Origin of the sequence: Pseudomonas sp. BNK-15 (assembly GCF_047456105.1) — a bacterium.
GTDB classification, from domain to species: domain Bacteria; phylum Pseudomonadota; class Gammaproteobacteria; order Pseudomonadales; family Pseudomonadaceae; genus Aquipseudomonas; species Aquipseudomonas putida_E.
In genome coordinates this window covers 868,380-890,445 of sequence record NZ_CP179898.1, presented here as the reverse complement: position 1 = coordinate 890,445, position 22,066 = coordinate 868,380, and the positions used below count along the sequence as shown (strand labels likewise).

Genomic DNA, 22,066 nt, shown 5'->3' with positions numbered 1-22,066 from the left:
ACACTTCATGCAAGACCAGAGCACGCCCGAGCGGTTGCAGCGCGGGCTGAAGAATCGCCATATCCAGCTGATCGCGCTGGGCGGTGCCATCGGTACCGGGTTGTTCCTGGGTATCGCCCAGACCATCCAGCTGGCGGGCCCCTCCGTTTTGCTGGGCTATGCCATCGCTGGCCTGATGGCTTTCTTCATCATGCGCCAGTTGGGCGAAATGGTGGTCGAAGAGCCGGTAGCCGGCAGTTTCAGCCACTTCGCACACCAATACTGGAGTGAGTTCGCAGGCTTCGTCTCGGGCTGGAACTACTGGGTGGTGTATGTGCTCGTGGGTATGGCCGAGCTCACCGCCGTTGGCATCTATGTGCAGTACTGGTGGCCGGAGTTTCCCACCTGGGCCACGGCGGCGATCTTCTTCGTGGTGATCAACCTGATCAACCTGACCCAGGTCAAGGTCTATGGCGAGATGGAGTTCTGGTTCGCCCTGGTCAAGGTGGTGGCCATCGTCAGCATGATCGGTTTCGGCGCGTGGCTGCTGAGCAGTGGCCACGGCGGCCCGGACGCCAGTGTGGCCAACCTGTGGCAATACGGCGGGTTTTTCCCCAATGGCGTCACCGGGCTGGTGATGGCGCTGGCGGTGATCATGTTCTCCTTTGGTGGCCTGGAGCTGGTGGGCATCACGGCCGCCGAAGCGGACAACCCGCGCCAGAGCATTCCCAAGGCAACCAACCAGGTGGTTTACCGTATCCTGATTTTCTACATCGGCGCGCTGGCGGTGCTGTTGTCGCTGTACCCGTGGCAGAAGGTCGTGCAGGGTGGCAGCCCGTTCGTGATGATCTTCCACGAACTGGACAGCGACCTGGTGGCGACCATCCTCAATATCGTGGTGCTGACAGCTGCGCTGTCGGTCTACAACAGTTGCGTGTACGCCAACAGCCGTATGTTGTTCGGCCTGGCCAGCCAGGGCGACGCACCACGCCAGCTGCTCAAGGTCAGCCGCAGCGGTGTGCCACTGACTGCGTTGGGCGTGTCGGCTTTCGCTACGGGCATGTGCGTGGTGATCAACTACCTGATGCCGGGTGATGCATTCGGCCTGCTGATGGCGCTGGCGGTGTCGGCGCTGGTGATCAACTGGGCGAGCATCAGCATTACCCACCTGAAGTTCCGCAAGGCCAAGCTGGCGGCAGGTATCCAGCCGTTCTACCAGAGCTGGGGGCACCCGTTCACCAACTACCTGTGCCTGGCATTTATCGTGCTGATTCTGGTGGTGATGTACCTGACCCCGCCGATTCGTATTTCGGTGATGCTGATACCCGGGTGGATTGCGCTGCTTTGGGTAGCGTTCCGGTTGAAGAAAGCCCGGCAGGCTTGAGTCAGGGTGCATGTCTTGAGTGGTGCGGCGCGCCACCCAAGCCATGCACTTCGTCGCGACACCACCTTCCCGCCGTTAGTGCTGCCGCCGCCAGGCCCTCACAGTGGTGTACAACAGCACCAGGCCGAGCACTGGCAGAACGTAGAAGAGCATCAGCCGTTCCAGGCGGCCGGCCAGCGGCATGCCGATGGTGAACGCCACCACGTGCAGCCCGTAGACCAGGTAAAGGCCAAGTAATACCAGCCCTTCGGCCCGGGTAATCCGGTACCCGGAGTAGAACACTGGCAGGCTCAGCGCCGCGACGCCGAGCATTACCGGAAGGTCGAAGCCCAGTGCGTTTGGCGATATGGTCAGCGGCTCGGGTGTAGTCAGTGCGGTCAGGCCTAGCACCGCCAGCAGATTGAACAGGTTGCTGCCGATCACCGTGCCCACGGCGATCTCCCGTTCCCCTCGCAGGGCGGCAATCAGCGCCGCAGCCAGTTCGGGCAGTGACGTGCACACCGCGACAACGGTCAAGCCGATGATGCGTTCAGACAAGCCCAGGTCGGTCGCGACTTCGACCGCCGCTTCCAGCAGCAAGTGGCCGGCCAGGCTGAGCAGGCCGAAGCCGAACGCCACTTGCAGCAGTGTGCCGGTCCAGAAGCGCCCGGCGCTGCTGGCCAGCGCACGCGGTGCAGGGTAAGTGCGGGCATAGTGGCGCGACTGGTGCCAGAGCATGACCAGATACCCCACGAGGCCTGATAGCAGCACCAGCCCTTCCACGCGCCCCAGATGGCCGTTGGCGGCCAGCGCATAGACCAGTGCGCTGGCGAGGATCATCAGTGGAATGTCCAAGCGCACCAGTTGGCGGGACACGCGTAGCGGGATGATCAATGCAGCCAGGCCAAGGATCACCAGAACATTGAAGATGTTACTGCCGATCACGCTGCCCACGGCCACATCGGGCGCGCCCTGATAGGCGGCCTGCAGGCTGACGGTCAGCTGTGGCGCCGTACTGCCGAATGCCACCAGGCTCAGGCCAATGATCAGCGGCCGTACGTGTACACGCTGTGCCAGGCGAAGGGCGGCACGCACCAGCAGTTCGGCGCCGGCCACCAGCAACAGCAAGGCTATGCCCAGTTGCAGGAGGCTGAAGGTGGGGAGGGTGGCCAGGTCGAAAATGGTTGGAACTCCGTTGCGTCAGTCGCTTAGACCTTGTACCCGCACGCGCGCCGTTCCGCTACGGATCATGCCGATTTTTTCTGCTGCAGCGCGCGACAGGTCGATCAGCCGGCCGCGTGTGTGCGGGCCGCGGTCATTGATGCGGACCACCACGCTGCGTTGGTTGGCGAGGTTGGTGACCAGTACCCGGGTGCCGAAGGGCAGGCTGCGATGCGCTGCGGTCAGGCCGTGCTGGTTGAAGGCTTCGCCGCTGGCGGTGCGTTTGCCGTGGTGGCGGGCGCCGTAATAGGAGGCGGTGCCGGTCTGGTTGTAACCACGGGGGTCGATGTCGTGGCTGGCGCAGCCGGCCAACAGGGAAAACAGGGCCAGGGTGGCGATGGATCTTTTTAGCAAGGTGATGCTCCGGTGCTGCCATTGGGCGCGCTTGGCGGCGCGGTGGCTGTAGGAGCCGCCTTGTGTCGCGAAAGGGCCGCAGCGCGGCCCCATGGCCAGGTCACTGCATAAGCCTTTGGGGCTGCTTTGCAGCCCTTTCGCGACACGAGGCCGCTCCTACAAAGCTCACCCTTCGAGCTTGGCCTTGAGCAATTGGTTCACTTGCCCCGGGTTGGCCTTGCCCTTGGAGGCTTTCATCGCCTGGCCGACGAAGAAGCCGAACATCTTGCCGCGCTTGGCTTCATCGGCGGCGCGGTACTGTTCGACCTGCTCGGCGTTGGCAGCAAGCACTTCATCGAGCATCTCGTCGATCGCGCCGGTATCGGTGACCTGTTTCAGGCCTTTGCTCTCGATGATGCTGTCGGCATCGCCTTCACCGGCGGCCATAGCCTCGAACACGGTCTTGGCGATCTTGCCGCTGATGGTGTTGTCGCGGATACGCAGCAGCATGCCACCGAGCTGCTCGGCACTGACCGGTGCCTGGTCGATCTCGATACCCAGCTTGTTCAGCAGGCTGCCCAGTTCGACCATGACCCAGTTGGCTGCCAGTTTGGCGTCGCCGCCAATCTTCACCACCTGCTCGAAGTAGTCCGCCTGTTCACGGCTGGAGGCCAGCACGTTGGCGTCGTAGGCCGACAGGCCATACTGGCTCTGGAAGCGCTCGACCTTCTGCGGTGGCAGCTCCGGCAAACCGGCACGGATGGTTTCGAGGAAACTGTCCTCGATCACCACCGGCAGCAGGTCCGGGTCGGGGAAGTAACGGTAGTCGTTGGCTTCCTCCTTGCTGCGCATGGAGCGGGTCTCGTCCTTGTTCGGGTCGTACAGGCGGGTTTCCTGAACCACCTTGCCGCCATCTTCGATCAGGTCGATCTGGCGCTGGATTTCGCTGTTGATCGCGCGCTCGATGAAGCGGAACGAGTTGACGTTCTTGATCTCGCAGCGGGTGCCGAACTCGGCCTGGCCTTTGGGCCGGATCGAGACGTTGCAGTCGCAGCGCAGCGAGCCTTCAGCCATGTTGCCGTCGCAGATGCCCAGGTAGCGCACCAGCGCGTGGATCGCCTTGACGTAGGCCACGGCCTCCTTGGCGCTGCGCATGTCCGGTTCGGAAACGATTTCCAGCAGCGGGGTGCCGGCACGGTTCAGGTCGATACCGGTGGAGCCGCTGAAGTCTTCGTGCAGGCTCTTGCCGGCGTCTTCTTCCAGGTGCGCGCGGGTTACGCCGATGCGCTTGATGGTGCCGTCTTCCAGGGCGATGTCCAGGTGGCCCTTGCCGACGATCGGCAAGTCCATCTGGCTGATCTGATAGCCCTTGGGCAGGTCGGGATAGAAGTAGTTCTTGCGCGCGAACACGTTGCGCTTGCCGATCTGGGCATCGATCGCCAGGCCGAACATGCAGGCCATGCGCACGGCTTCCTGGTTCAGCACCGGCAGTACGCCGGGCATGCCAAGGTCAACCAGGCTCGCCTGGGTGTTCGGCTCGGAGCCGAAGGTGGTGGCGCTGCCGGAAAAGATCTTCGACTGGGTGGCCAGCTGGGTATGGATTTCCAGCCCGATCACAACTTCCCATTGCATGTGTGAATTCCTCAGAAGCCGTTGGGGGCGCGGGTGTGCCAGTCGGTGACCTGCTGGTAGCGGTGCGCGACATTGAGCAGGCGGCCTTCCTGGAAGTACGGGGCCAGCAGCTGTACGCCGACCGGCAGGCCATCGACGAAGCCGGCTGGCATCGACAGGCCCGGCAGGCCCGCCAGGTTGGCGGTGATGGTGTAGACGTCTTCAAGGTATGCCGCGACCGGGTCGCTGCTCTTGGCGCCGAGCTTCCAGGCCGGGTTGGGCGTGGTCGGGCCAAGGATCAGGTCGACGCCTTCGAAGGCGGCCATGAAGTCGTTCTTGATCAGGCGGCGGATCTGCTGCGCCTTGACGTAGTAGGCGTCGTAGTAGCCAGCCGACAGGGCGTAGGTGCCGACCATGATGCGGCGCTGGACTTCGGCACCGAAGCCTTCGCCACGGGAGCGCTTGTACAGGTCGGTCAGGTCTTTGGGGGCGTCGCAGCGGTAGCCGAAGCGCACGCCGTCGAATCGCGACAGGTTGGAAGAGGCTTCGGCCGGCGCGATCACGTAGTACGCAGGGATTGCGTGCTGCATGTTCGGCAGGCTGATTTCCTTGACCACTGCGCCGAGCTTTTCCAGCTCCTTGACGCTGGCCTGGACCAGTTCGGCGATGCGCGGGTCGAGGCCGGCGCCGAAGTACTCTTTCGGCAGGCCGATGCGCAGGCCTTGCAGCGAGGCATTCAGGTTGGCGCTGTAGTCCGGCACCGGCTCGTCAATGCTGGTGGAGTCCTTGGCGTCGAAACCGGCCATGCCTTGCAGCAGCAGCGCGCAGTCTTCGGCGGTGCGGGCCAGCGGGCCACCCTGGTCGAGGCTGGAGGCATAGGCGATCATGCCCCAGCGCGAAACGCGACCGTACGTCGGTTTTAGGCCTGTGAGGTTGGTCAGTGCTGCCGGCTGTCGGATCGAGCCGCCGGTATCGGTGCCGGTGGTCGCCGGCAGCAGGCGGGCAGCCACGGCCGCAGCGGAGCCGCCGGACGAGCCGCCTGGCACGTGCTCGAGGTTCCAGGGGTTTTTCACCGCGCCATAGTGGCTGGATTCGTTGGCAGACCCCATGGCGAATTCGTCCATGTTGGTCTTGCCCAGGGTGACCATGCCGGCCTCGGCCAGCTTGGCGACCACGGTGGCGTCATACGGCGCCTTGAAGTTGTCGAGCATCTTCGAGCCGCAGCTGGTGCGTACGCCGTTGGTGCAGAACAGGTCCTTGTGGGCGATAGGGGCGCCCAGCAGTGCGCCGGTCTCACCGGCGGCGCGACGGGCGTCGGCGGCACGGGCCTGGCCCAGGGCCAGCTCCTCGGTGACGCTGATGAAGCTGTTGAGTTGTGGGTCGAGCTGCTGGATGCGCGCCAGCAGGGCGCCGGTCAGCTCTTCGGAGGAAAACGACTTGTCGGCGAGCCCGCGGGCGATCTCGGCCAGGGTCAATTGATGCATGGCAGGCACTATCCCTTACTCGATGACTTTGGGAACCAGGTACAGACCGCTTTCGGTCTTTGGTGCGATGGCTTGGTAGGCATCGCGCTGGTTGCTTTCGGTGACCTGGTCGGGACGCAGGCGCTGGCTGGCCTCCAGGGGGTGGGCCAGGGGCTCGATGCCGGTGGTGTCGACCGCTTGCATCTGGTCGACCAGCCCGAGAATGCTGTTCAGTGCATCGGTAATGCGTGGCAGTTCGCCTTCATTCAGGCCCAGGCGGGCCAGATGGGCGATCTTTTCCACGTCGCAGCGTTCAAGCGCCATGGGTATCTCCAGGGGAAACAAAGAACGGAATAAGGTCCGTGATGAGGAACATGTCGGCATTCTGGCGGTCATACGGCCGCGATCATCTGCTGGCGTGCTCGGAAAAACGACCAATTTAACATATTGGCTCCTTGCCCAAAATCCCTGCCATTGTTAGAGTTTGCCGCACTTTTTTACCCACGCCTTCCCCAGGGTCACTTTCCCATGTTCAAGAAACTGCGTGGCATGTTTTCCAGCGATCTCTCCATCGACCTGGGTACTGCCAACACCCTTATCTACGTGCGTGAGCGCGGTATCGTCCTGAATGAGCCCTCGGTAGTTGCCATCCGTACCCACGGCAACCAGAAAAGCGTCGTCGCCGTCGGTACCGAAGCCAAACGCATGCTGGGCCGTACGCCCGGCAACATTGCTGCCATTCGTCCGATGAAGGACGGCGTCATCGCCGACTTCAGCGTTTGTGAAAAAATGTTGCAGTACTTCATCAACAAGGTTCACGAAAACAGCTTCCTGCAGCCCAGCCCTCGCGTGCTGATCTGCGTGCCGTGCAAGTCGACCCAGGTAGAGCGCCGCGCCATTCGCGAATCGGCTCTGGGTGCCGGTGCCCGTGAAGTGTTCCTGATCGAAGAACCAATGGCCGCGGCCATCGGTGCGGGCCTGCCGGTCGAAGAAGCCCGTGGCTCGATGGTCGTCGATATCGGTGGTGGTACTACTGAAATCGCCCTGATCTCGCTCAATGGCGTGGTCTACGCCGAGTCTGTCCGCGTTGGCGGCGACCGCTTCGACGAGGCCATCGTCACCTATGTGCGCCGCAACTACGGCAGCCTGATCGGCGAATCCACTGCCGAACGCATCAAGCAGGAAATCGGTACCGCCTACCCGGGCGGCGAAGTGCGTGAAGTCGACGTGCGCGGCCGCAACCTGGCCGAAGGCGTGCCACGTGCCTTCACCCTGAACTCCAACGAAGTGCTCGAAGCCCTGCAGGAGTCGCTGGCGACCATCGTTCAGGCCGTCAAGAGCGCCCTGGAGCAGTCTCCGCCGGAGCTGGCCTCCGACATCGCCGAGCGTGGCCTGGTGCTGACCGGTGGTGGCGCGCTGCTGCGCGACCTCGACAAGCTGCTGGCCCAGGAAACCGGCTTGCCGGTGATCGTTGCCGAGGACCCGCTGACCTGCGTGGCCCGTGGCGGCGGTCGCGCCCTGGAGATGATGGACAAGCACGCGATGGACCTGCTCTCCAGCGAGTGATCGAGCGCCCGGTTTACAGGTGGCACGCGCAGTGCTACCTGTATGCGTTGGGCTGGCGTCCGTTGGGGCGCCGCTTCCGTCAACCCGCAACCAGGCTGGTGCGTTGTCCCATGTCCAATGACTTCCTGAGTCGTCCACGAGGAACGGCCCATTAAACCGCTTTTCTCCAAGGGCCCTTCGCTGGGCGTGCGCCTGCTCGTACTGGTGGTGCTTTCGGTCGCGCTGATGGTGGTCGATGCGCGCTTTGACCTGCTCAAGCCCGTGCGCAGCCAGATGGGCCTGGTACTGATGGAATCGTACTGGATCACCGACTTGCCTCAGCGGATGTGGCAAGGTGTTGCGGGCCAGTTCGGCAGCCGTAACGAACTGATCGCGGAAAACGAGAAACTCAAGACCGAAGCCCTGCTGCTGCAGGGGCGCCTGCAGAAGCTGGCGGCCCTGACCGAGCAGAACGTGCGCCTGCGCGAGTTGCTCAATTCCTCTGCACTGGTCAACGAGAAGGTCGAGGTGGCTGAGCTGATCGGCGTCGACCCCAACCCGTTCACCCACCGTATCCTGATCAACAAAGGCGAGCGCGACGGTGTGTTCCTTGGCCAGCCGGTGCTCGATGCCCGCGGCCTGATGGGCCAGGTGGTCGAGCTGATGCCCTACACCGCACGAGTGTTGCTGCTGACCGACACCACCCACAGCATCCCGGTACAGGTCAACCGTAACGGCCTGCGCGCGATTGCCAGCGGTACTGGCAACCCGGAGCGTCTGGAGCTGCGTCATGTTGCCGACACGGCTGACATCAAGGAAGGCGACTTGCTGGTGAGCTCCGGCATGGGCCAGCGCTTCCCGGCCGGCTACCCGGTGGCCACGGTCAACGAAGTGATCCATGACTCCGGCCAGCCGTTCGCCATCGTTCGCGCCATTCCTACCGCCGCACTCAACCGCAGCCGCTACATGCTGCTGGTGTTCAGCGACCGGCGTTCTCCGGAGCAGCGTGCCACCGACGCGGCGCTCGCCCAGGAAGAGGCGGACCGCAAGGGCGCAGCGAACCCTGCTCAGCCTGGCGCCAATGGCGAACAGGCTGCCCCCGGCACGCCTGCAGCGGCAGCGCCGGCCCCGGCCACGCCGGCGGTACCTGCCACAGCGGCCCCGGCCCCGGCCGCTTCAGCACCGGCCCCGGCACCCGCCAGCCCTGCCGCAGCGCCTGCGGCACCCGCCCAGCCTCGGAGGCAATGATGGCCAAAACGCGCCGTAACCACGGGTGGGTCATCTGGCTGACCTTCGCCATTGGCCTGCTACTCAGCGTCTCGCCCATGCCACCGTTTCTCGAGGTGTTCCGGCCCATGTGGCTGGCGATGCTGGTGTCGTTCTGGACGCTCATGGTCCCGAACAAGGTCGGCATGACCACTGCGTTCGTGCTGGGCCTGGCCGAGGACGTGCTGTACGGCACGCTGCTCGGGCAGAATGCCCTGGTCCTGACCCTGATCACCTTCCTGGTGCTGTCGCTGCAGCAGCGTCTGCGCATGTTCCCGATGTGGCAGCAGAGCCTGGTAATCCTGGTGATCTTCGGTATCGCCCAGCTGATCCAGTTGTGGCTCAGTGCGCTCACCGGCAACCGTTTGCCGACGCTGGCGCTGGTCTGGTCGGCGGTCATCAGCGCCTTGCTCTGGCCGTGGATCAGCTTCGCCCTGCGTGATCTGCGCCGGCGTTTGCATATCAACTGACGGCGCCGCCGCCACCGACAGGGAGATGTCTGCATGAAACCACTTTACCTGGCCTCCGGCTCGCCCCGTCGTCGTGAATTGCTGGCCCAGATCGGCGTGCCGTTCACCGTCACCAGCGCCCCCATCGATGAAACCCCGCTGCCAGACGAAAGCGCCGTGGCGTATGTCGAACGCCTGGCCCGGAGCAAGGCCGAGGCTGGCCTTGCCAGTCTTGCCGGCCCGGCCGTGGTGCTCGGCGCAGACACTGCGGTGGTGCTCGATGGTCGTATTCTCGGCAAACCGGAAAACCGTGAAGATGCCTTGGCCATGCTGGCCGACCTGGCAGGGCGCGAACATCAGGTGTTGACGGCGGTGGCGCTGAGCGATGGCCAGTGCTGCCTGAGTGTCTGCGTCACCAGCAACGTACGTTTTCGCGCCATCGACCCGCAAGAAGCACAGCGCTATTGGGCCAGTGGCGAGCCAGTGGATAAAGCCGGCGGTTATGCCATCCAGGGCTTGGGGGCGGTATTCGTGACCGGCCTTCAGGGCAGCTATTCGGCGGTAGTCGGCCTGCCCCTGAGCGAGACGGCCGAGCTGCTCGCCCAATTCGGTATCGCCTGCTGGCAGGTGCCGGCGCTTTCTCCTGAGGTAACAAAGCAGCAGTAGCCAGCCCGGCGCCCGCGATCCATGATTACCGAAGACCTTTGACGAGAGCCTGCCATGAGTGAAGAGATCCTGATCAACATCACCCCGATGGAGTCGCGTGTGGCGGTGGTGGAAAACGGGGTGCTGCAGGAAGTGCACGTCGAGCGCACCCAGCGTCGCGGCATCGTCGGCAATATCTACAAGGGCAAAGTGGTGCGGGTGCTGCCAGGCATGCAGGCGGCGTTCGTCGATATCGGCCTGGAGCGCGCCGCGTTCATTCATGCCTCGGAGATTTCCCAGCGCGAAGGTTCTGCCGTGGAGACCATCACCGCACTGGTACACGAGGGCCAGGCGCTGGTGGTGCAGGTGACCAAGGACCCCATCGGTAGCAAGGGCGCACGGCTGACCACCCAGCTGTCCATACCGTCGCGTTACCTGGTGTACATGCCGCGCAGCAGCCATGTCGGTATTTCCCTGAAGATCGAAGACGAAGCTGAACGTGATCGCCTCAAGCAGGTGGTCAGTGACTGCATGGACAGCGAAGACATCAAGAACGCCGGCGGTTTCATCCTGCGCACTGCTGCCGAGGGCGCACGGGCCGAAGAGATCCTGCAGGACATCCGCTACCTGCGCCGCCTGTGGGAGCAGATTGGCAGCCAGATCCAGACCTGCGGCGCGCCGACGGTCATCTACGAGGATCTTGGCCTGGCCTTGCGCACACTGCGTGACCTGGTCAACCCCAAGATCGAGAAGATTCGCATCGACTCCCGGGAAACCTTCCAGAAAACCACGCAGTTCGTTGCCGAACTGATGCCGGAGATCGCCGACCGCCTGGAGCACTACCCGGGTGAGCGGCCGATCTTCGACCTGTACGGCGTCGAGGACGAAATCCAGCGCGCACTGGATCGCAAGGTGCCGCTCAAGTCCGGCGGCTATCTGGTGGTCGACCCCGCCGAGGCAATGACTACCATCGATGTCAACACCGGCGCCTTCGTCGGCCACCGCAACCTCGAAGAGACCATTTTCAAGACCAACCTTGAAGCGGCCACGGCAATCGCCCGGCAGCTGCGCCTGCGCAACATTGGCGGGATCATCATCATCGACTTCATCGACATGGAGGATGAGGACCATCAACGCCAGGTGCTGCGTACGCTGGAGAAGCAGCTCGAACGTGATCATGCCAAGACCAACATCATCGGCATCACCGAGCTGGGCCTGGTACAGATGACCCGCAAGCGCACGCGTGAGAGCCTGGAGCAGGTACTGTGCGAACCGTGCACCGCCTGCCAGGGGCGTGGCAAGCTGAAAACCCCGGAAACTATCTGTTACGAAATTTTCCGCGAGATCCTTCGTGAAGCCCGCGCCTATCAGGCAGAAGGCTATCGGGTGCTCGCCAACCAGAAGGTGGTCGACCGCCTGCTCGATGAAGAGTCCGGCAACGTGGCCGAGCTGGAAACGTTCATCGGTCGAACCATTCGCTTCCAGGTCGAGTCGATGTACTCGCAGGAGCAGTACGATGTGGTGCTGCTCTGAGGCTTTCTGATACCCAGCCCAAGGTGCTCGGGCTGGCAAAACCGCTGCTTCGAGCCATCATGGATAAACGACCTGGAGGGCCTTGGCCATGGGACGTCTGACCCGCGTTCTTGTCGCCTTGACCCGTTGGGGGCTGGGCATCTGCGCCCTGCTGGCTGTGTTGGTGGCGCTCTATGTCAGCCTAGGCCGGGAGCTGGTGCCACTGGTGGCCGAATACCGCGCCGACCTTGAAAGCAAGGCCGAGCAGGCGTTGGGCATGCCGGTGCATGTGGGGGCGCTTGAAGGGCGCTGGAGTGGCCTGGCGCCGGTGCTGCGGGTTCGTGACCTGCAGTTGGGCGAGGGCGCTTCGGCGTTGCGCCTGGATGACGTCAAGCTGGTGCCGGACCTCTGGGCCAGCCTCACTGCCCGCGAAGTACGCCTGGCGCATATCCAGTTGGCGGGCCTGCAACTGATCCTGCGTGAGAACGAGCAGGGCGGTTGGGCGCTTGAAGGCTTACCACAAAAGGACGACGCGCCGCTGGACCCGGCCGAGGTGCTGCAGCGTCTGCAACAGTTGGGCCGTATCGACGTATTCGACAGCCAGGTCACCCTGCAGCCCTGGCAGCGTGACCCGTTGACTCTTACCTATGTCAGCCTTGGCCTGCAGGCCGGCGCTTCACGCCAGGCGCTGGACCTGCGTGCGACCCTGCCTGATGGCCAGCCGTTGGCACTGAACCTGCGCAGCCGGGTAACGCCCCAGGCCTGGCGCGATGGTAAGGCAGAGGCTTACCTGAGCCTGCCGCAGAGCGACTGGGCGCGTTGGCTGCCGCCACGCCTGCTCGGCCAGTGGCAGGCCCAAGCCCTGCGCGCCGGTGGTGAGTTCTGGGTTGACTGGGGCGAGGGCCGGTTGCAGCAGGCGGTGGTCCGCCTCAATGCCCCTCAGTTGCGCGGCGCCTATGCCCAGCGCCAGGCGGTGACACTGGATAACCTGGCGGTCTCGGCCTGGTTCCAGCGTCGCGAGCAAGGGTTCGATGTGGTTGTCGATTCACTGGCTGCCAACATCGGCAAGGCTCGCTGGGAGTCGAAGCTGCAGGTGCGTCAGCGCGCAGGTGAGCAACCCGGTGGGGAAAGCTGGCAGGTACAGGCCGACCGCCTTGACCTTGCGCCGCTGACGCCTTTGATAGATGCACTGGCGCCACTGCCTGAAAAATTCATGACTGCGGTCGATGCGCTGAATGTGACCGGTGCCGTGCGCAACTTGCGCCTCGACTTGCGGCCCAAGGCCGAGGGTGATCAACGGCTGCAGTTCGCTGCCAATCTGGAAAAAGTGGGTTTTGACGCCTACCACGGCGCACCCGCTGCCGGCAATGTCAGCGGCAGCATCAGCGGAGACCTGGGCCATGGCGAGCTGCGCCTGGATACCGACGCTTTCATGTTGCATCTGTATCCGATCTTCGCCAAACCTTGGCATTATCAGAAAGCCAACGCCCGTTTGACCTATACCCTCGACAAAGAGGGTTTTACCTTGGCTGCCCCCTACCTGAAAGTGCTGGGCGAAGAGGGCAAGATCGCCGGGGATTTCCTGATTCGCCTGCTGTTCAATGAAGGCAGCGAGAGCTATATGGACCTGCGCGTAGGCCTGACCGAGGGCGATGGGCGCTACACCGCCAAATACCTGCCTGAAGTGCTCAGCCCGGCGCTCGATGAGTGGCTGCGCAGTGCCATCGTCAAGGGCAACGTCGATGAAGGCTACTTCCAGTACCAAGGTTCGCTGAACCACGGTGCCAGCCCCGAATCGCGCAGCATCAGCCTGTTCTTCAAGGTGCACGACGCCGCCCTGAACTTCCAGCCTGGCTGGCCACAGGTGCAAAACGTCGATGGCGATGTGCTGATCGAGGACAGTGGCGTGCGCATCAAGGCCCATAAAGGCCTGTTGCTGGACACCCAGGTAAGTGACGTCAGTGTCAACATTCCCCATGTGGAGGGTGCCGAGCAAAGCCGCCTGTACCTTGATGGCAATTTCGACGGCAGCCTCGGCGATGGTCTGAGGATTCTCAAGGAAGCGCCTATCGGCACGGGCGAAATTTTCGCAGGATGGGAGGGCGAGGGGCCGCTCAAGGGCAAGCTCAAGCTCGACATCCCCCTGGCCCGAGGACAACGCCCGAAGGTACAGGTCGACTTTGCCACCTCCGATGCACGCCTCAAGGTTGCGCCGCCAAGCCTGGAGCTGAGCCGACTCAAGGGCGATTTCAGTTTCGATCTCGACAAGGGGCTGAGCGGGAAGAACATCGCCCTGCAGGCATTTGGCAAGCCGGTGACCGCGCAGATAACCGCCGGGGGCCAGCCTGGGCAGATGCAGACGCGTATCAGCGCGAATGGCCACGTGGCGCTCCGGGCCTTGACCGACTGGCTGCAGTTCAAGCAGCCCTTGCCGGCGTCCGGTGACCTGCCCTATCAATTGCAACTCAACCTTGGCAGCCGCGACAACAGTCTGAGCGTGAATTCGTCGCTCAAAGGCCTTGCAATCGATTTGCCTGCGCCGTTCGGCAAGGCCGCAGCAGATACCCGTGAGAGCCGATTCAGCATGAGCCTGCAGGGGCCTGAGCGGCGTCTGGATGCTGCCTACGCCGACCTTGCCCGCTTTGCCTATGCCGCGCCCAGCCAAAACCTGGCGCAAGGTCGCGGCGAACTGCTGCTGGGGGCAGGGCAGGCGCAGGTGCCAGCTGGGCAGGGCCTGCGTGTACGGGGGCGCCTCGAGAGCCTGGATCTGGCGCCCTGGCAGGCGCAGATGACGCAGATGAGTGGCGACGACCCTGGCGCAAGTGTCCGGCAGACTCTGCAGAGCGTAGACCTGAGCATCGGCCAGTTGAAGGCCCTTGGCATGGACCTGAACCAGGCGGTCGTGCGTCTGGCCCGGGGAGGCCCAGCGTGGGATCTGCGCCTGGACAGCAAGGAAGTCATCGGCAATGCACGTTTACCCGATGCCAAGGGCGCACCGATGACCGTGCGCCTGCAGACTTTGCGCCTGCCACCAGCGGACCCGGCGCAGGCACAGGCCGAGGAAGGCCCTGACCCGCTGGCCTCGTTCGACCCACGCAAGGTACCGGCACTGGACCTGACCATCGACAAGCTGTACCGCGGCGACGACCTGTACGGCAACCTGGCGCTGAAACTGCGCCCGACCGCTCGAGGGGTGGCAGCTCAGGATATCGACCTCGTCTTCAAAGGCCTGCACATCGACGGCCGGGGCGGCTGGGAAGGTTACAGCGGCGCCACCAGCAGTTGGTACAAGGGCCGCCTGGATGGCAAGAACCTGGCCGACGTGCTCAAGGCCTGGGGCTTCGCGCCTACCGTGACCAGTCGTGACTTCCGTCTGGATGTGGATGGCCGTTGGCCCGGTTCGCCAGCCTGGGTCGGCCTAAACCGTTTCTCAGGCAGCATGGATGCGGCGTTGCGCACAGGGCAGTTCGTCGAAGTGGAGGGCGGCGCGCAAGCCTTGCGGGTGTTCGGCCTGCTCAACTTCAACTCCATCGGCCGGCGTCTGCGCCTGGACTTCTCCGACCTGTTCGACAAGGGCCTGGCCTATGACCGGGTAAAAGGCTTGCTGGTAGCCAGTGACGGCGTCTACGTGACCCGCGAGCCGATCAGCGTGACCGGGCCTTCGAGCAACTTCGAGCTCGACGGTACGCTGGACCTCGTTCGCGACCGGGTCGACGCCAACCTGCAGGTCTCCCTGCCAGTGACCAACAACCTGCCGCTGGCCGCGCTGATCGTCGGCGCACCGGCGGTCGGTGGGGCGCTGTTTCTGGTCGATAGGCTGATCGGTGACCGGGTATCGCGCTTCGCCAGCGTGCACTATCGCATCGAAGGGCCGTGGAAAGAGCCTAGAATCACCTTTGTGAAACCGTTCAACAAGTAGTGCCAGGAGTGCCCATGAAGGTAGCGGTCATCCAGATGGTCAGCCAGGACGATGTGCTGGCCAACTTGCAGCGTGCGGGTACCTTGCTGGAACAGGCGGCATTCGGCGGCGCGAGGCTGGCGGTGCTGCCAGAAAATTTCGCCGCCATGGGGCGCAAGGACGCCGCTGCGCTCGGCCGGGCCGAGGCGCTGGGTGAGGGGCCGATACTGCCCTGGTTGAAACGCACGGCCCGCGACCTCAGATTATGGATTGTTGCCGGCACCTTGCCGCTGCCACCTGCCGATCAGCCTGATGCCAAGGCGCATGCCTGCTCGCTTTTGATCGACGAGCACGGCGAGGTGGTGGCGCGCTACGACAAGCTGCACCTGTTCGATGTGGACGTGGCCGATAACCGCGGCCGTTACCGTGAATCCGACGACTATGCCCATGGCGCGCAAGTGGTGGTGGCCGACACGCCGGCAGGGCGCCTTGGCTTGAGCGTCTGCTACGACCTGCGTTTCCCGGAACTGTACAGCGCGCTGCGCAGTGCCGGCGCGCAACTGATTACGGCACCTGCGGCATTTACTGCGGTCACAGGCGCGGCGCACTGGGAAGTGCTGATTCGTGCCCGGGCGATCGAAACACAGTGCTATGTGCTGGCCGCAGCACAGGGCGGTACCCATCCAGGCCCGCGGGAGACCTATGGGCATGCGGCGATCGTCGACCCCTGGGGGCGGATCGTCGCCGAACAGGCGCAGGGCGAAGCGGTATTGCTCGCCGAGCGCGACAGTGATGAACAAGCGTCCATTCGGGCGCGCATGCCGGTTGCCTCGCACCGGCGCTTTTTTTCGCAGGACGCCTTGCGGCCTGCGCACACCTCGGAGTGACTATGAGCCAGATGTTATCCACCGTCAGCGAGCAGCTCCTGGCCCCAGGCGGACTGACCCTGGACAGCCTGCAGGCTGTACTGGGCGAGTTGGCCGGGCCGGGCATCGACGCCGCCGACCTGTACTTCCAGGGCCAGATCTCGGAAACCTGGGCGCTGGAGGACGGCATTGTCAAAGAGGGCAGCTTCAACCTTGACCAGGGCGTGGGCGTGCGTGCCCAGTCGGGTGAGAAAACCGGTTTCGCCTACAGCAACGCGATCAACCTCGAGGCTCTGACTTCGGCAGCCCGTGCGGCGCGTTCGATTTCCCGCGCCGGCCAGAATGGCACTGTCCAGGCGTTCCGCAGCCAGGACGTGACGGCCCTGTATGCCCCGGACAACCCGCTGGACGTGCTCAGCCGTGCTGAAAAGGTCGAGCTGCTCAAACGTGTCGATGCCGCCACGCGGGCGCTCGACCCGCGTATCCAGCAGGTCAGCGTGAGCATGGCCGGGGTTTGGGAGCGCATTCTGATTGCTGCGGCCGACGGCAGCCTGGCCGCTGACGTGCGGCCGCTGGTGCGCTTCAACGTCAGTGTCATCGTCGAGCAAAATGGTCGGCGCGAACGGGGCGGGCAGGGCGGCGGCGGGCGTACCGACTACCGCTTCTTCACCGAGGAACGGGTCATGGGTTATGCCCGTGAGGCGCTGCGCCAGGCCTTGGTGAACCTGGAGGCCATTCCTGCGCCAGCTGGTACCTTGCCGGTGGTGCTGGGTTCTGGTTGGTCGGGTGTGCTGTTGCATGAAGCGGTCGGTCACGGCCTGGAAGGCGACTTCAACCGTAAGGGCAGTTCGGCGTTCAGTGGCCGGATCGGCGAGAAGGTGGCTTCGAGCCTGTGCACTATCGTGGACGACGGCACCCTCGAGGGCCGCCGAGGCTCGCTGAGTGTCGACGACGAAGGTACGCCGACCGAATGCACCACGCTGATCGAGAACGGCGTGCTCAAGGGCTACATGCAGGACAAACTCAATGCACGCCTGATGGGGATGGCCGTGACCGGTAACGGCCGCCGGGAATCCTATGCCCACCTGCCGATGCCACGCATGACCAACACCTACATGCGTGCCGGCGAAAGCGACCCGCAGGAAATCATCGCCTCGGTGAAGAAAGGCATCTACTGCGCCAATCTTGGCGGTGGCCAGGTGGACATCACCAGCGGCAAGTTCGTGTTCTCCACCAGCGAAGCCTATCTGATCGAAGACGGGAAAATCACCGCGCCGGTCAAGGGCGCGACGCTGATCGGCAACGGGCCCGAGGCCATGAGCCGAGTGTCGATGGTGGGTAACGATCTTGCGTTGGACAGCGGTGTGGGCACGTGCGGCAAGGATGGGCAATCGGTGCCGGTAGGGGTTGGCCAGCCGACCTTGAAGCTGGACGCGATCACCGTCGGTGGTACCGGCGCGTGATGCATGCCCCGGGGCTGCAGGGCAGCCCCAGGTGGCGGGGCTCAGCGCAGGCCGCGCTGAAGTTCGTCGAGGTCGCGGATGTACTTGAAGACCTTGCGCGCAGCGGCAGGCGGCTTGTTCCGCGCCTTTTCGTGCTGAGCGTGACGGATCAGCGAACGCAGTTGCTGACGGTCGGTGTCGGGGTATTCGTTGACGAAGCGTTCAAGGTCCTCGTCGTTACCGTCGATCAGGCGGTCCCGCCAGCGCTCCAGGTTGTGGAAGCGTTCGTTGTACTGGCGGCTGGAGCTGTCGATCTGCTCGAGCACCGCGTGGATGGCGTCCAGGTCCTGGTCGCGCATCAGTTTGCCGACGAACGACATATGCCGTTTGCGTGCGCCATGGGCGGTGTGCTTGCAGGCTTCGGCCAAGGCTTTGCGCAGCTCGTCGGTCAACGGCAGGCGCGCCAGGGTATCGGCCTTGACCGTGGTCAGGCGTTCGCCGAGTTCGACCAGCGCATGCAACTCGCGCTTGATCTGGGTTTTGCTTTTTTCGCCGTCGAAGGCGTCGTCGTATGAATCAACCATGGTGGCAGTCCGTTTAAGTTTTATGAAAAGTCGCCGCGCAGGCACTTTTCGTACAAGGCATAGAAATTGCCGCCATGATAACCACCCGGGGGCCGCTTGTCCGGCCCGGTCGTAGAATGACCCTCGCCGAACGCAGAATTTGAGTGGAGAAAACCATGAGTGCAGTCCAGAGCGTAGGCCCCAAGGACCTGCCAGCATTGCAGGAGCAGGTCGAAGCGATCATCGCCGAGGCGAGCCGGCAGGGTGCCAGCGCCTGCGAAGTGGCAGTATCGCTGGAGCAGGGCTTGTCCACCACGGTGCGCCAGCGTGAGGTCGAGACGGTAGAGTTCAACCGCGACCAAGGCTTTGGCATCACCCTCTATGTCGGCCAGCGCAAGGGCTCGGCCAGCACCTCGGCCAGTGGGCCGGAGGCTATTCGCGAAACCGTTGCCGCCGCCCTGGCCATTGCCAGGCACACCTCCGAAGACGAGTGCTCGGGGCTGGCTGATGCGGCACTGATGGCGCGCGAGATCCCTGACCTGGACCTTTACCATGACTGGGATCTGGAGCCCGAGAAAGCCATCGAGATGGCGCTGGCCTGCGAGGCTGCGGCGTTTGACGCTGACCCGCGCATTCTCAACGCCGATGGCACCACCCTCAATACCCACCAGGGCTGCCGTGTATATGGCAACAGCCATGGCTTCATCGGTGGCTACGCATCGACCCGGCACAGCCTGAGCTGCGTGATGATCGCTGAAGGTGAAGGCCAGATGCAGCGTGATTACTGGTATGACGTCAACCGCCAGGGCCACCTGTTGGCCGACCCGCGCAGCATTGGCCAGCGCGCGGCACAGCGAGCAGCCAGCCGACTCGGTGCGCGTCCGGTCAAGACATGCGAAGTGCCGGTGCTGTTCTCCGCCGAGCTGGCGGGTGGTCTGTTCGGCAGCTTCCTGTCGGCCATTTCTGGTGGCAACCTGTACCGCAAGTCGTCGTTCCTCGATGGTGCCATTGGCCAGCGTCTGTTCCCCAGCTGGCTGACGCTGGACGAGCGCCCGCATATTCCGCGTGCCCTTGGCAGCGCGGCATTCGACGGTGATGGCTTGGCGACTTATGCCAAGCCGTTTGTCGATAAAGGGGAGCTGGTGTCTTACCTGCTGGGCACCTATTCCGGTCGCAAGCTCGGCTTGCCAAGCACGGCCAACTCCGGTGGCGTGCATAATCTGTATGTCACCCATGGCATCGAAGATCAGGCGGCACTGATCCGGCGCATGGGGCGCGGTTTGCTGGTGACTGAGCTGATGGGCCATGGCCTGAACATGGTCACGGGCGACTACTCGCGGGGTGCCGCAGGTTTCTGGGTTGAGAATGGCGAGATCCAGCATGCGGTGCAGGAAGTGACGATTGCCGGCAACATGAAGGACATGTTCCAGCAGATTGTCGCGATTGGCAGCGATCTTGAAACCCGCAGCAATATTCACACCGGCTCGGTGTTGATCGAGCGGATGACCGTTGCAGGTAGCTGAGTTGCTTGAGCGTTAAGCAAAACCTAAAAGCCCGGCCACTGTGCCGGGTTTTTATTTGCTCAATCCGCGCTTGAAGTGATTACGTTTATCATTTAATAATGAATATCATTACCCAAAGCTTTGGTGATGATGTTCATGAAACCTGTCCTGCGCGAACTGCCCTACCTGGAAAACTGGCGCTGGCTCAGCCGGCGCATCCGCTGCGCGCTCGAACCCGACGAGCCGCGCCTGATCGAGCACTACCTTGCCGAAGGCCGCTACCTGGTGTGCTGCACGGATACCTCGCCATGGACGGTGGCTCTGACTTCCTTCCGCCTGCTGCTGGATACCGCTTGCGATCGCATGCTGCCATGGCATTGGCGTTGCCAGTGCCTGGACCAGGCCTGGCGCCCTCTGCTTGAACTGCGCAACCTGGACCGCCGCGAACAGAACCAGCGCTGGCAACCCTACGCTCTGCAACTGGCCAATTGCCGGTTGCTGCCGTCCATTTCCCCCGATGAACTGATGCAAGGATTTGATGATGAGTGATACCCGTATCGAGCGTGACAGCATGGGTGAACTGCAAGTGCCGGCCCAGGCCCTGTACGGCGCCCAGACCCAGCGCGCGGTCGACAATTTCCCGATCAGCGGTCAGCGTATGCCGGCCCAGTTCATTCGTGCCCTGCTGCTGGCCAAGGCTGCGGCAGCCAAGGCCAACATCGAGCTTGAGCAAATTTCCGCCGCCCAGGGCCAAGCCATCGTCAAGGCGGTCGAGCAGCTGCTTGCCGAGGACTTCATCCAGCACTTCCCGGTGGACGTGTACCAGACTGGCTCCGGCACCAGCTCGAACATGAATGCCAACGAGGTGATCGCCACCTTGGCCAGCCGCCTGCTCGGTGAGCCGGTCAATGCCAACGACCACGTCAACTGTGGCCAGAGCAGCAACGACATCATCCCGACCACCATCCACGTCAGTGCCGCACTGGCGCTGCATGAGCAGTTGCTGCCCGCCCTGGCTCACCTGGCTCAGGTGATCGAAGCCAAATCGGTGCAGGTGCATCAGTACGTGAAGACTGGCCGTACCCACCTGATGGATGCCATGCCGGTGCGCATGAGCCAGGTGCTCGATGGCTGGGCGGCACAGATCAACGGCGCCAAGGCGCATATCGAAGCGACCCTGCCGAGCCTGCAGGCCCTGGCCCAGGGTGGCACTGCCGTGGGCACCGGGATCAACGCCCACCCGCAGTTCGCCGCAGGCTTTGCCCGTCAGCTGAGCGGCCTCACCCAGGTCGAGTTCACCCAAGGACAGAACCTGTTCGCCCTGATCGGCTCCCAGGACACCGCCGTGGCGCTGTCCGGCCAGCTCAAGACCACAGCCGTTGCACTCATGAAAATCGCCAACGACCTGCGCTGGATGAACTCCGGCCCGCTCGCCGGCCTCGGTGAAATCGAACTGCAAGGCCTGCAGCCTGGCTCCTCGATCATGCCGGGCAAGGTCAACCCGGTGATCCCGGAAGCCACCGCCATGGTTGCCGCCCAGGTGATCGGCAACGACGCGACCATCGCCGTTGCCGGCCAGTCGGGCAACTTCGAGCTCAACGTGATGCTGCCGGTGATTGCCCGCAACCTGCTGGAGAGCATCGAGCTGATGGCCAATGCCAGCCGCCTGCTGGCCGACAAGGCCATCGCCAGCTTCAAGGTCAACGAGAACAAGCTCAAGGAAGCCCTGGCGCGCAACCCGATCCTGGTCACCGCGCTGAACCCGATCATCGGCTATCTCAAGGCCGCCGAGATCGCCAAGACCGCCTACAAGCAGGGCCGGCCGATCATCGACGTGGCGCTGGAGCATACCGACCTGTCGCGCGATCAGCTCGAGGCGCTGCTGGACCCGGAAAAACTCACCGCTGGGGGCATCTGACCCGCGTCATCGCCCAGGAGACGTGTCATGCAGCACTGGAAACGCACCACCGAGGCCGCCAATCGCCTGTTCGAACAGGGCGAGCTGGTCGATGCCCGGGAACTCTACCTGCAAGCCCTGGCTCTGGCCCAGGTGCTATTGGAGCGCTGGCATGACGTCGACGAAGCGGTGGCGGCGTTCGTCGTCGCCCATCACAACCTGGCCGACCTGCACCTGCGCCTGAACCAGCCGCAGGAGAGCGTCGACTACCTGTGCGCCGCTCACCAGCGCCTGCTCCAGGCCAGCCAGCAAGCGCGTTTGCCGCAGGCGCTGCGTGATGCCGCGCTGCGCCACAGCGGGCGCACTTACACCCAATTGCTGAGCTTCATTGCCGAGTACGGCCAGTATCCGCGCACCGAGCGTCTGCTCGATCGCCAGGCGCCCTTGGCCAGTGAACTGGCTGCCCAGCCGGACCTGCCGCCCACAACCCAAGCTTACGGAATCCATTGAT

19 protein-coding genes are annotated in these 22,066 nt (G+C 63.6%); 13 read left to right on the top strand and 6 right to left on the bottom strand.

Translation table 11 applies throughout. The features are described from left to right. The first annotated feature begins 7 nt into the window (after positions 1-7). The gene (locus ACMGF5_RS04040) at positions 8-1,363 is read left to right on the top strand and encodes an amino acid permease (RefSeq protein WP_046784455.1); all 1,356 of its coding nucleotides are present in this window, start codon (positions 8-10) and stop codon (positions 1,361-1,363) included. Between the two features lie 75 nt (positions 1,364-1,438). On the opposite strand, the gene ACMGF5_RS04035 is transcribed toward ACMGF5_RS04040, so the two are convergent. The 5 genes from ACMGF5_RS04035 to gatC form a co-directional block, all read right to left on the bottom strand. Further along, positions 1,439-2,482 (bottom strand): calcium/sodium antiporter, encoded by a 1,044-nt coding sequence (locus tag ACMGF5_RS04035; protein ID WP_046784454.1) that lies wholly within the window; start codon positions 2,480-2,482, stop codon positions 1,439-1,441. Between the two features lie 60 nt (positions 2,483-2,542). Beyond that, a complete protein-coding gene (locus ACMGF5_RS04030; protein ID WP_115275495.1) occupies positions 2,543-2,917 on the bottom strand; it encodes a septal ring lytic transglycosylase RlpA family protein in 375 nt (124 codons plus the stop codon). Between the two features lie 165 nt (positions 2,918-3,082). Next, positions 3,083-4,528, bottom strand: a complete 1,446-nt coding sequence (gene gatB, locus ACMGF5_RS04025; RefSeq protein WP_414157580.1) for an Asp-tRNA(Asn)/Glu-tRNA(Gln) amidotransferase subunit GatB — start codon at positions 4,526-4,528, stop codon at positions 3,083-3,085. Between the two features lie 11 nt (positions 4,529-4,539). Continuing rightward, positions 4,540-5,991: an Asp-tRNA(Asn)/Glu-tRNA(Gln) amidotransferase subunit GatA gene (gene gatA / locus ACMGF5_RS04020; RefSeq protein ID WP_115273939.1), complete on the bottom strand. Its 1,452-nt coding sequence runs from the start codon at positions 5,989-5,991 to the stop codon at positions 4,540-4,542. Between the two features lie 15 nt (positions 5,992-6,006). Beyond that, positions 6,007-6,294: an Asp-tRNA(Asn)/Glu-tRNA(Gln) amidotransferase subunit GatC gene (gene gatC, locus ACMGF5_RS04015; RefSeq protein WP_012316094.1), complete on the bottom strand. Its 288-nt coding sequence runs from the start codon at positions 6,292-6,294 to the stop codon at positions 6,007-6,009. Between the two features lie 204 nt (positions 6,295-6,498). Here gatC and mreB point away from each other — a divergent pair, with 204 nt between their 5' ends. The 8 genes from mreB (at position 6,499) to tldD (ending at position 17,614) form a co-directional block, all read left to right on the top strand. Continuing rightward, complete coding sequence (gene mreB / locus ACMGF5_RS04010) at positions 6,499-7,536, top strand: rod shape-determining protein MreB (RefSeq protein WP_003255163.1); 1,038 nt, start codon at positions 6,499-6,501, stop codon at positions 7,534-7,536. 150 nt (positions 7,537-7,686) lie between these two features. Next, positions 7,687-8,763 (top strand): rod shape-determining protein MreC, encoded by a 1,077-nt coding sequence (gene mreC / locus ACMGF5_RS04005; RefSeq protein ID WP_115273940.1) that lies wholly within the window; start codon positions 7,687-7,689, stop codon positions 8,761-8,763. Beyond that, positions 8,763-9,251, top strand: a complete 489-nt coding sequence (gene mreD, locus ACMGF5_RS04000) for a rod shape-determining protein MreD (protein WP_012316092.1) — start codon at positions 8,763-8,765, stop codon at positions 9,249-9,251. Before mreC ends, mreD begins: the two co-directional genes overlap by 1 nt. A 33-nt stretch (positions 9,252-9,284) precedes the next feature. Continuing rightward, positions 9,285-9,896 carry a Maf family protein gene (locus ACMGF5_RS03995; RefSeq protein WP_115273941.1) on the top strand — a complete coding sequence of 204 codons (612 nt, stop codon included), beginning with the start codon at positions 9,285-9,287 and terminating at the stop codon, positions 9,894-9,896. 54 nt (positions 9,897-9,950) lie between these two features. Continuing rightward, a complete protein-coding gene (gene rng / locus ACMGF5_RS03990; protein ID WP_012316090.1) occupies positions 9,951-11,408 on the top strand; it encodes a ribonuclease G in 1,458 nt (485 codons plus the stop codon). An 88-nt stretch (positions 11,409-11,496) separates the two neighbouring features. After that, positions 11,497-15,306: a YhdP family protein gene (locus tag ACMGF5_RS03985; RefSeq protein ID WP_414157579.1), complete on the top strand. Its 3,810-nt coding sequence runs from the start codon at positions 11,497-11,499 to the stop codon at positions 15,304-15,306. Positions 15,307-15,320: 14 nt separating this feature from the next. Then, complete coding sequence (locus ACMGF5_RS03980; protein ID WP_115273943.1) at positions 15,321-16,172, top strand: carbon-nitrogen hydrolase family protein; 852 nt, start codon at positions 15,321-15,323, stop codon at positions 16,170-16,172. 2 nt (positions 16,173-16,174) lie between these two features. Then, positions 16,175-17,614 (top strand): metalloprotease TldD, encoded by a 1,440-nt coding sequence (gene tldD, locus ACMGF5_RS03975; protein WP_012316087.1) that lies wholly within the window; start codon positions 16,175-16,177, stop codon positions 17,612-17,614. Positions 17,615-17,655: 41 nt separating this feature from the next. On the opposite strand, the gene yjgA is transcribed toward tldD, so the two are convergent. Continuing rightward, positions 17,656-18,177, bottom strand: a complete 522-nt coding sequence (gene yjgA, locus ACMGF5_RS03970) for a ribosome biogenesis factor YjgA (RefSeq protein ID WP_012316086.1) — start codon at positions 18,175-18,177, stop codon at positions 17,656-17,658. 155 nt (positions 18,178-18,332) lie between these two features. Between yjgA and pmbA the strand changes: the two genes are divergently transcribed. The 4 genes from pmbA (at position 18,333) to ACMGF5_RS03950 (ending at position 22,065) form a co-directional block, all read left to right on the top strand. After that, positions 18,333-19,679 carry a metalloprotease PmbA gene (pmbA, locus tag ACMGF5_RS03965; protein WP_046784450.1) on the top strand — a complete coding sequence of 449 codons (1,347 nt, stop codon included), beginning with the start codon at positions 18,333-18,335 and terminating at the stop codon, positions 19,677-19,679. A gap of 126 nt (positions 19,680-19,805) precedes the next feature. Beyond that, positions 19,806-20,207, top strand: coding sequence for a FagA protein (locus tag ACMGF5_RS03960; RefSeq protein ID WP_080952054.1), 402 nt, complete (start codon positions 19,806-19,808; stop codon positions 20,205-20,207). Continuing rightward, positions 20,200-21,576 carry a class II fumarate hydratase gene (locus ACMGF5_RS03955; protein WP_414157578.1) on the top strand — a complete coding sequence of 459 codons (1,377 nt, stop codon included), beginning with the start codon at positions 20,200-20,202 and terminating at the stop codon, positions 21,574-21,576. The genes ACMGF5_RS03960 and ACMGF5_RS03955 overlap by 8 nt, the downstream gene beginning before the upstream one ends. A gap of 27 nt (positions 21,577-21,603) precedes the next feature. Continuing rightward, the gene (locus ACMGF5_RS03950; RefSeq protein WP_115273945.1) at positions 21,604-22,065 is read left to right on the top strand and encodes a hypothetical protein; all 462 of its coding nucleotides are present in this window, start codon (positions 21,604-21,606) and stop codon (positions 22,063-22,065) included. The last annotated feature ends 1 nt before the right edge of the window (position 22,066 follow it).

Bases quoted from the DNA above. Each gene is read 5' to 3' on its own strand.
- ACMGF5_RS04040 (WP_046784455.1), top strand. From the start codon at position 8: ATGCAAGACCAGAGCACGCCCGAGCGGTTGCAGCGCGGGCTGAAGAAT.
- gatB (WP_414157580.1), bottom strand. From the start codon at position 4,528: ATGCAATGGGAAGTTGTGATCGGGCTGGAAATCCATACCCAGCTGGCC.
- gatA (WP_115273939.1), bottom strand. From the start codon at position 5,991: ATGCATCAATTGACCCTGGCCGAGATCGCCCGCGGGCTCGCCGACAAG.
- gatC (WP_012316094.1), bottom strand. From the start codon at position 6,294: ATGGCGCTTGAACGCTGCGACGTGGAAAAGATCGCCCATCTGGCCCGC.
- mreB (WP_003255163.1), top strand. From the start codon at position 6,499: ATGTTCAAGAAACTGCGTGGCATGTTTTCCAGCGATCTCTCCATCGAC.
- mreD (WP_012316092.1), top strand. From the start codon at position 8,763: ATGGCCAAAACGCGCCGTAACCACGGGTGGGTCATCTGGCTGACCTTC.
- ACMGF5_RS03995 (WP_115273941.1), top strand. From the start codon at position 9,285: ATGAAACCACTTTACCTGGCCTCCGGCTCGCCCCGTCGTCGTGAATTG.
- rng (WP_012316090.1), top strand. From the start codon at position 9,951: ATGAGTGAAGAGATCCTGATCAACATCACCCCGATGGAGTCGCGTGTG.
- ACMGF5_RS03985 (WP_414157579.1), top strand. From the start codon at position 11,497: ATGGGACGTCTGACCCGCGTTCTTGTCGCCTTGACCCGTTGGGGGCTG.
- ACMGF5_RS03980 (WP_115273943.1), top strand. From the start codon at position 15,321: ATGAAGGTAGCGGTCATCCAGATGGTCAGCCAGGACGATGTGCTGGCC.
- tldD (WP_012316087.1), top strand. From the start codon at position 16,175: ATGAGCCAGATGTTATCCACCGTCAGCGAGCAGCTCCTGGCCCCAGGC.
- yjgA (WP_012316086.1), bottom strand. From the start codon at position 18,177: ATGGTTGATTCATACGACGACGCCTTCGACGGCGAAAAAAGCAAAACC.
- pmbA (WP_046784450.1), top strand. From the start codon at position 18,333: ATGAGTGCAGTCCAGAGCGTAGGCCCCAAGGACCTGCCAGCATTGCAG.
- ACMGF5_RS03960 (WP_080952054.1), top strand. From the start codon at position 19,806: ATGATGTTCATGAAACCTGTCCTGCGCGAACTGCCCTACCTGGAAAAC.
- ACMGF5_RS03955 (WP_414157578.1), top strand. From the start codon at position 20,200: ATGAGTGATACCCGTATCGAGCGTGACAGCATGGGTGAACTGCAAGTG.
- ACMGF5_RS03950 (WP_115273945.1), top strand. From the start codon at position 21,604: ATGCAGCACTGGAAACGCACCACCGAGGCCGCCAATCGCCTGTTCGAA.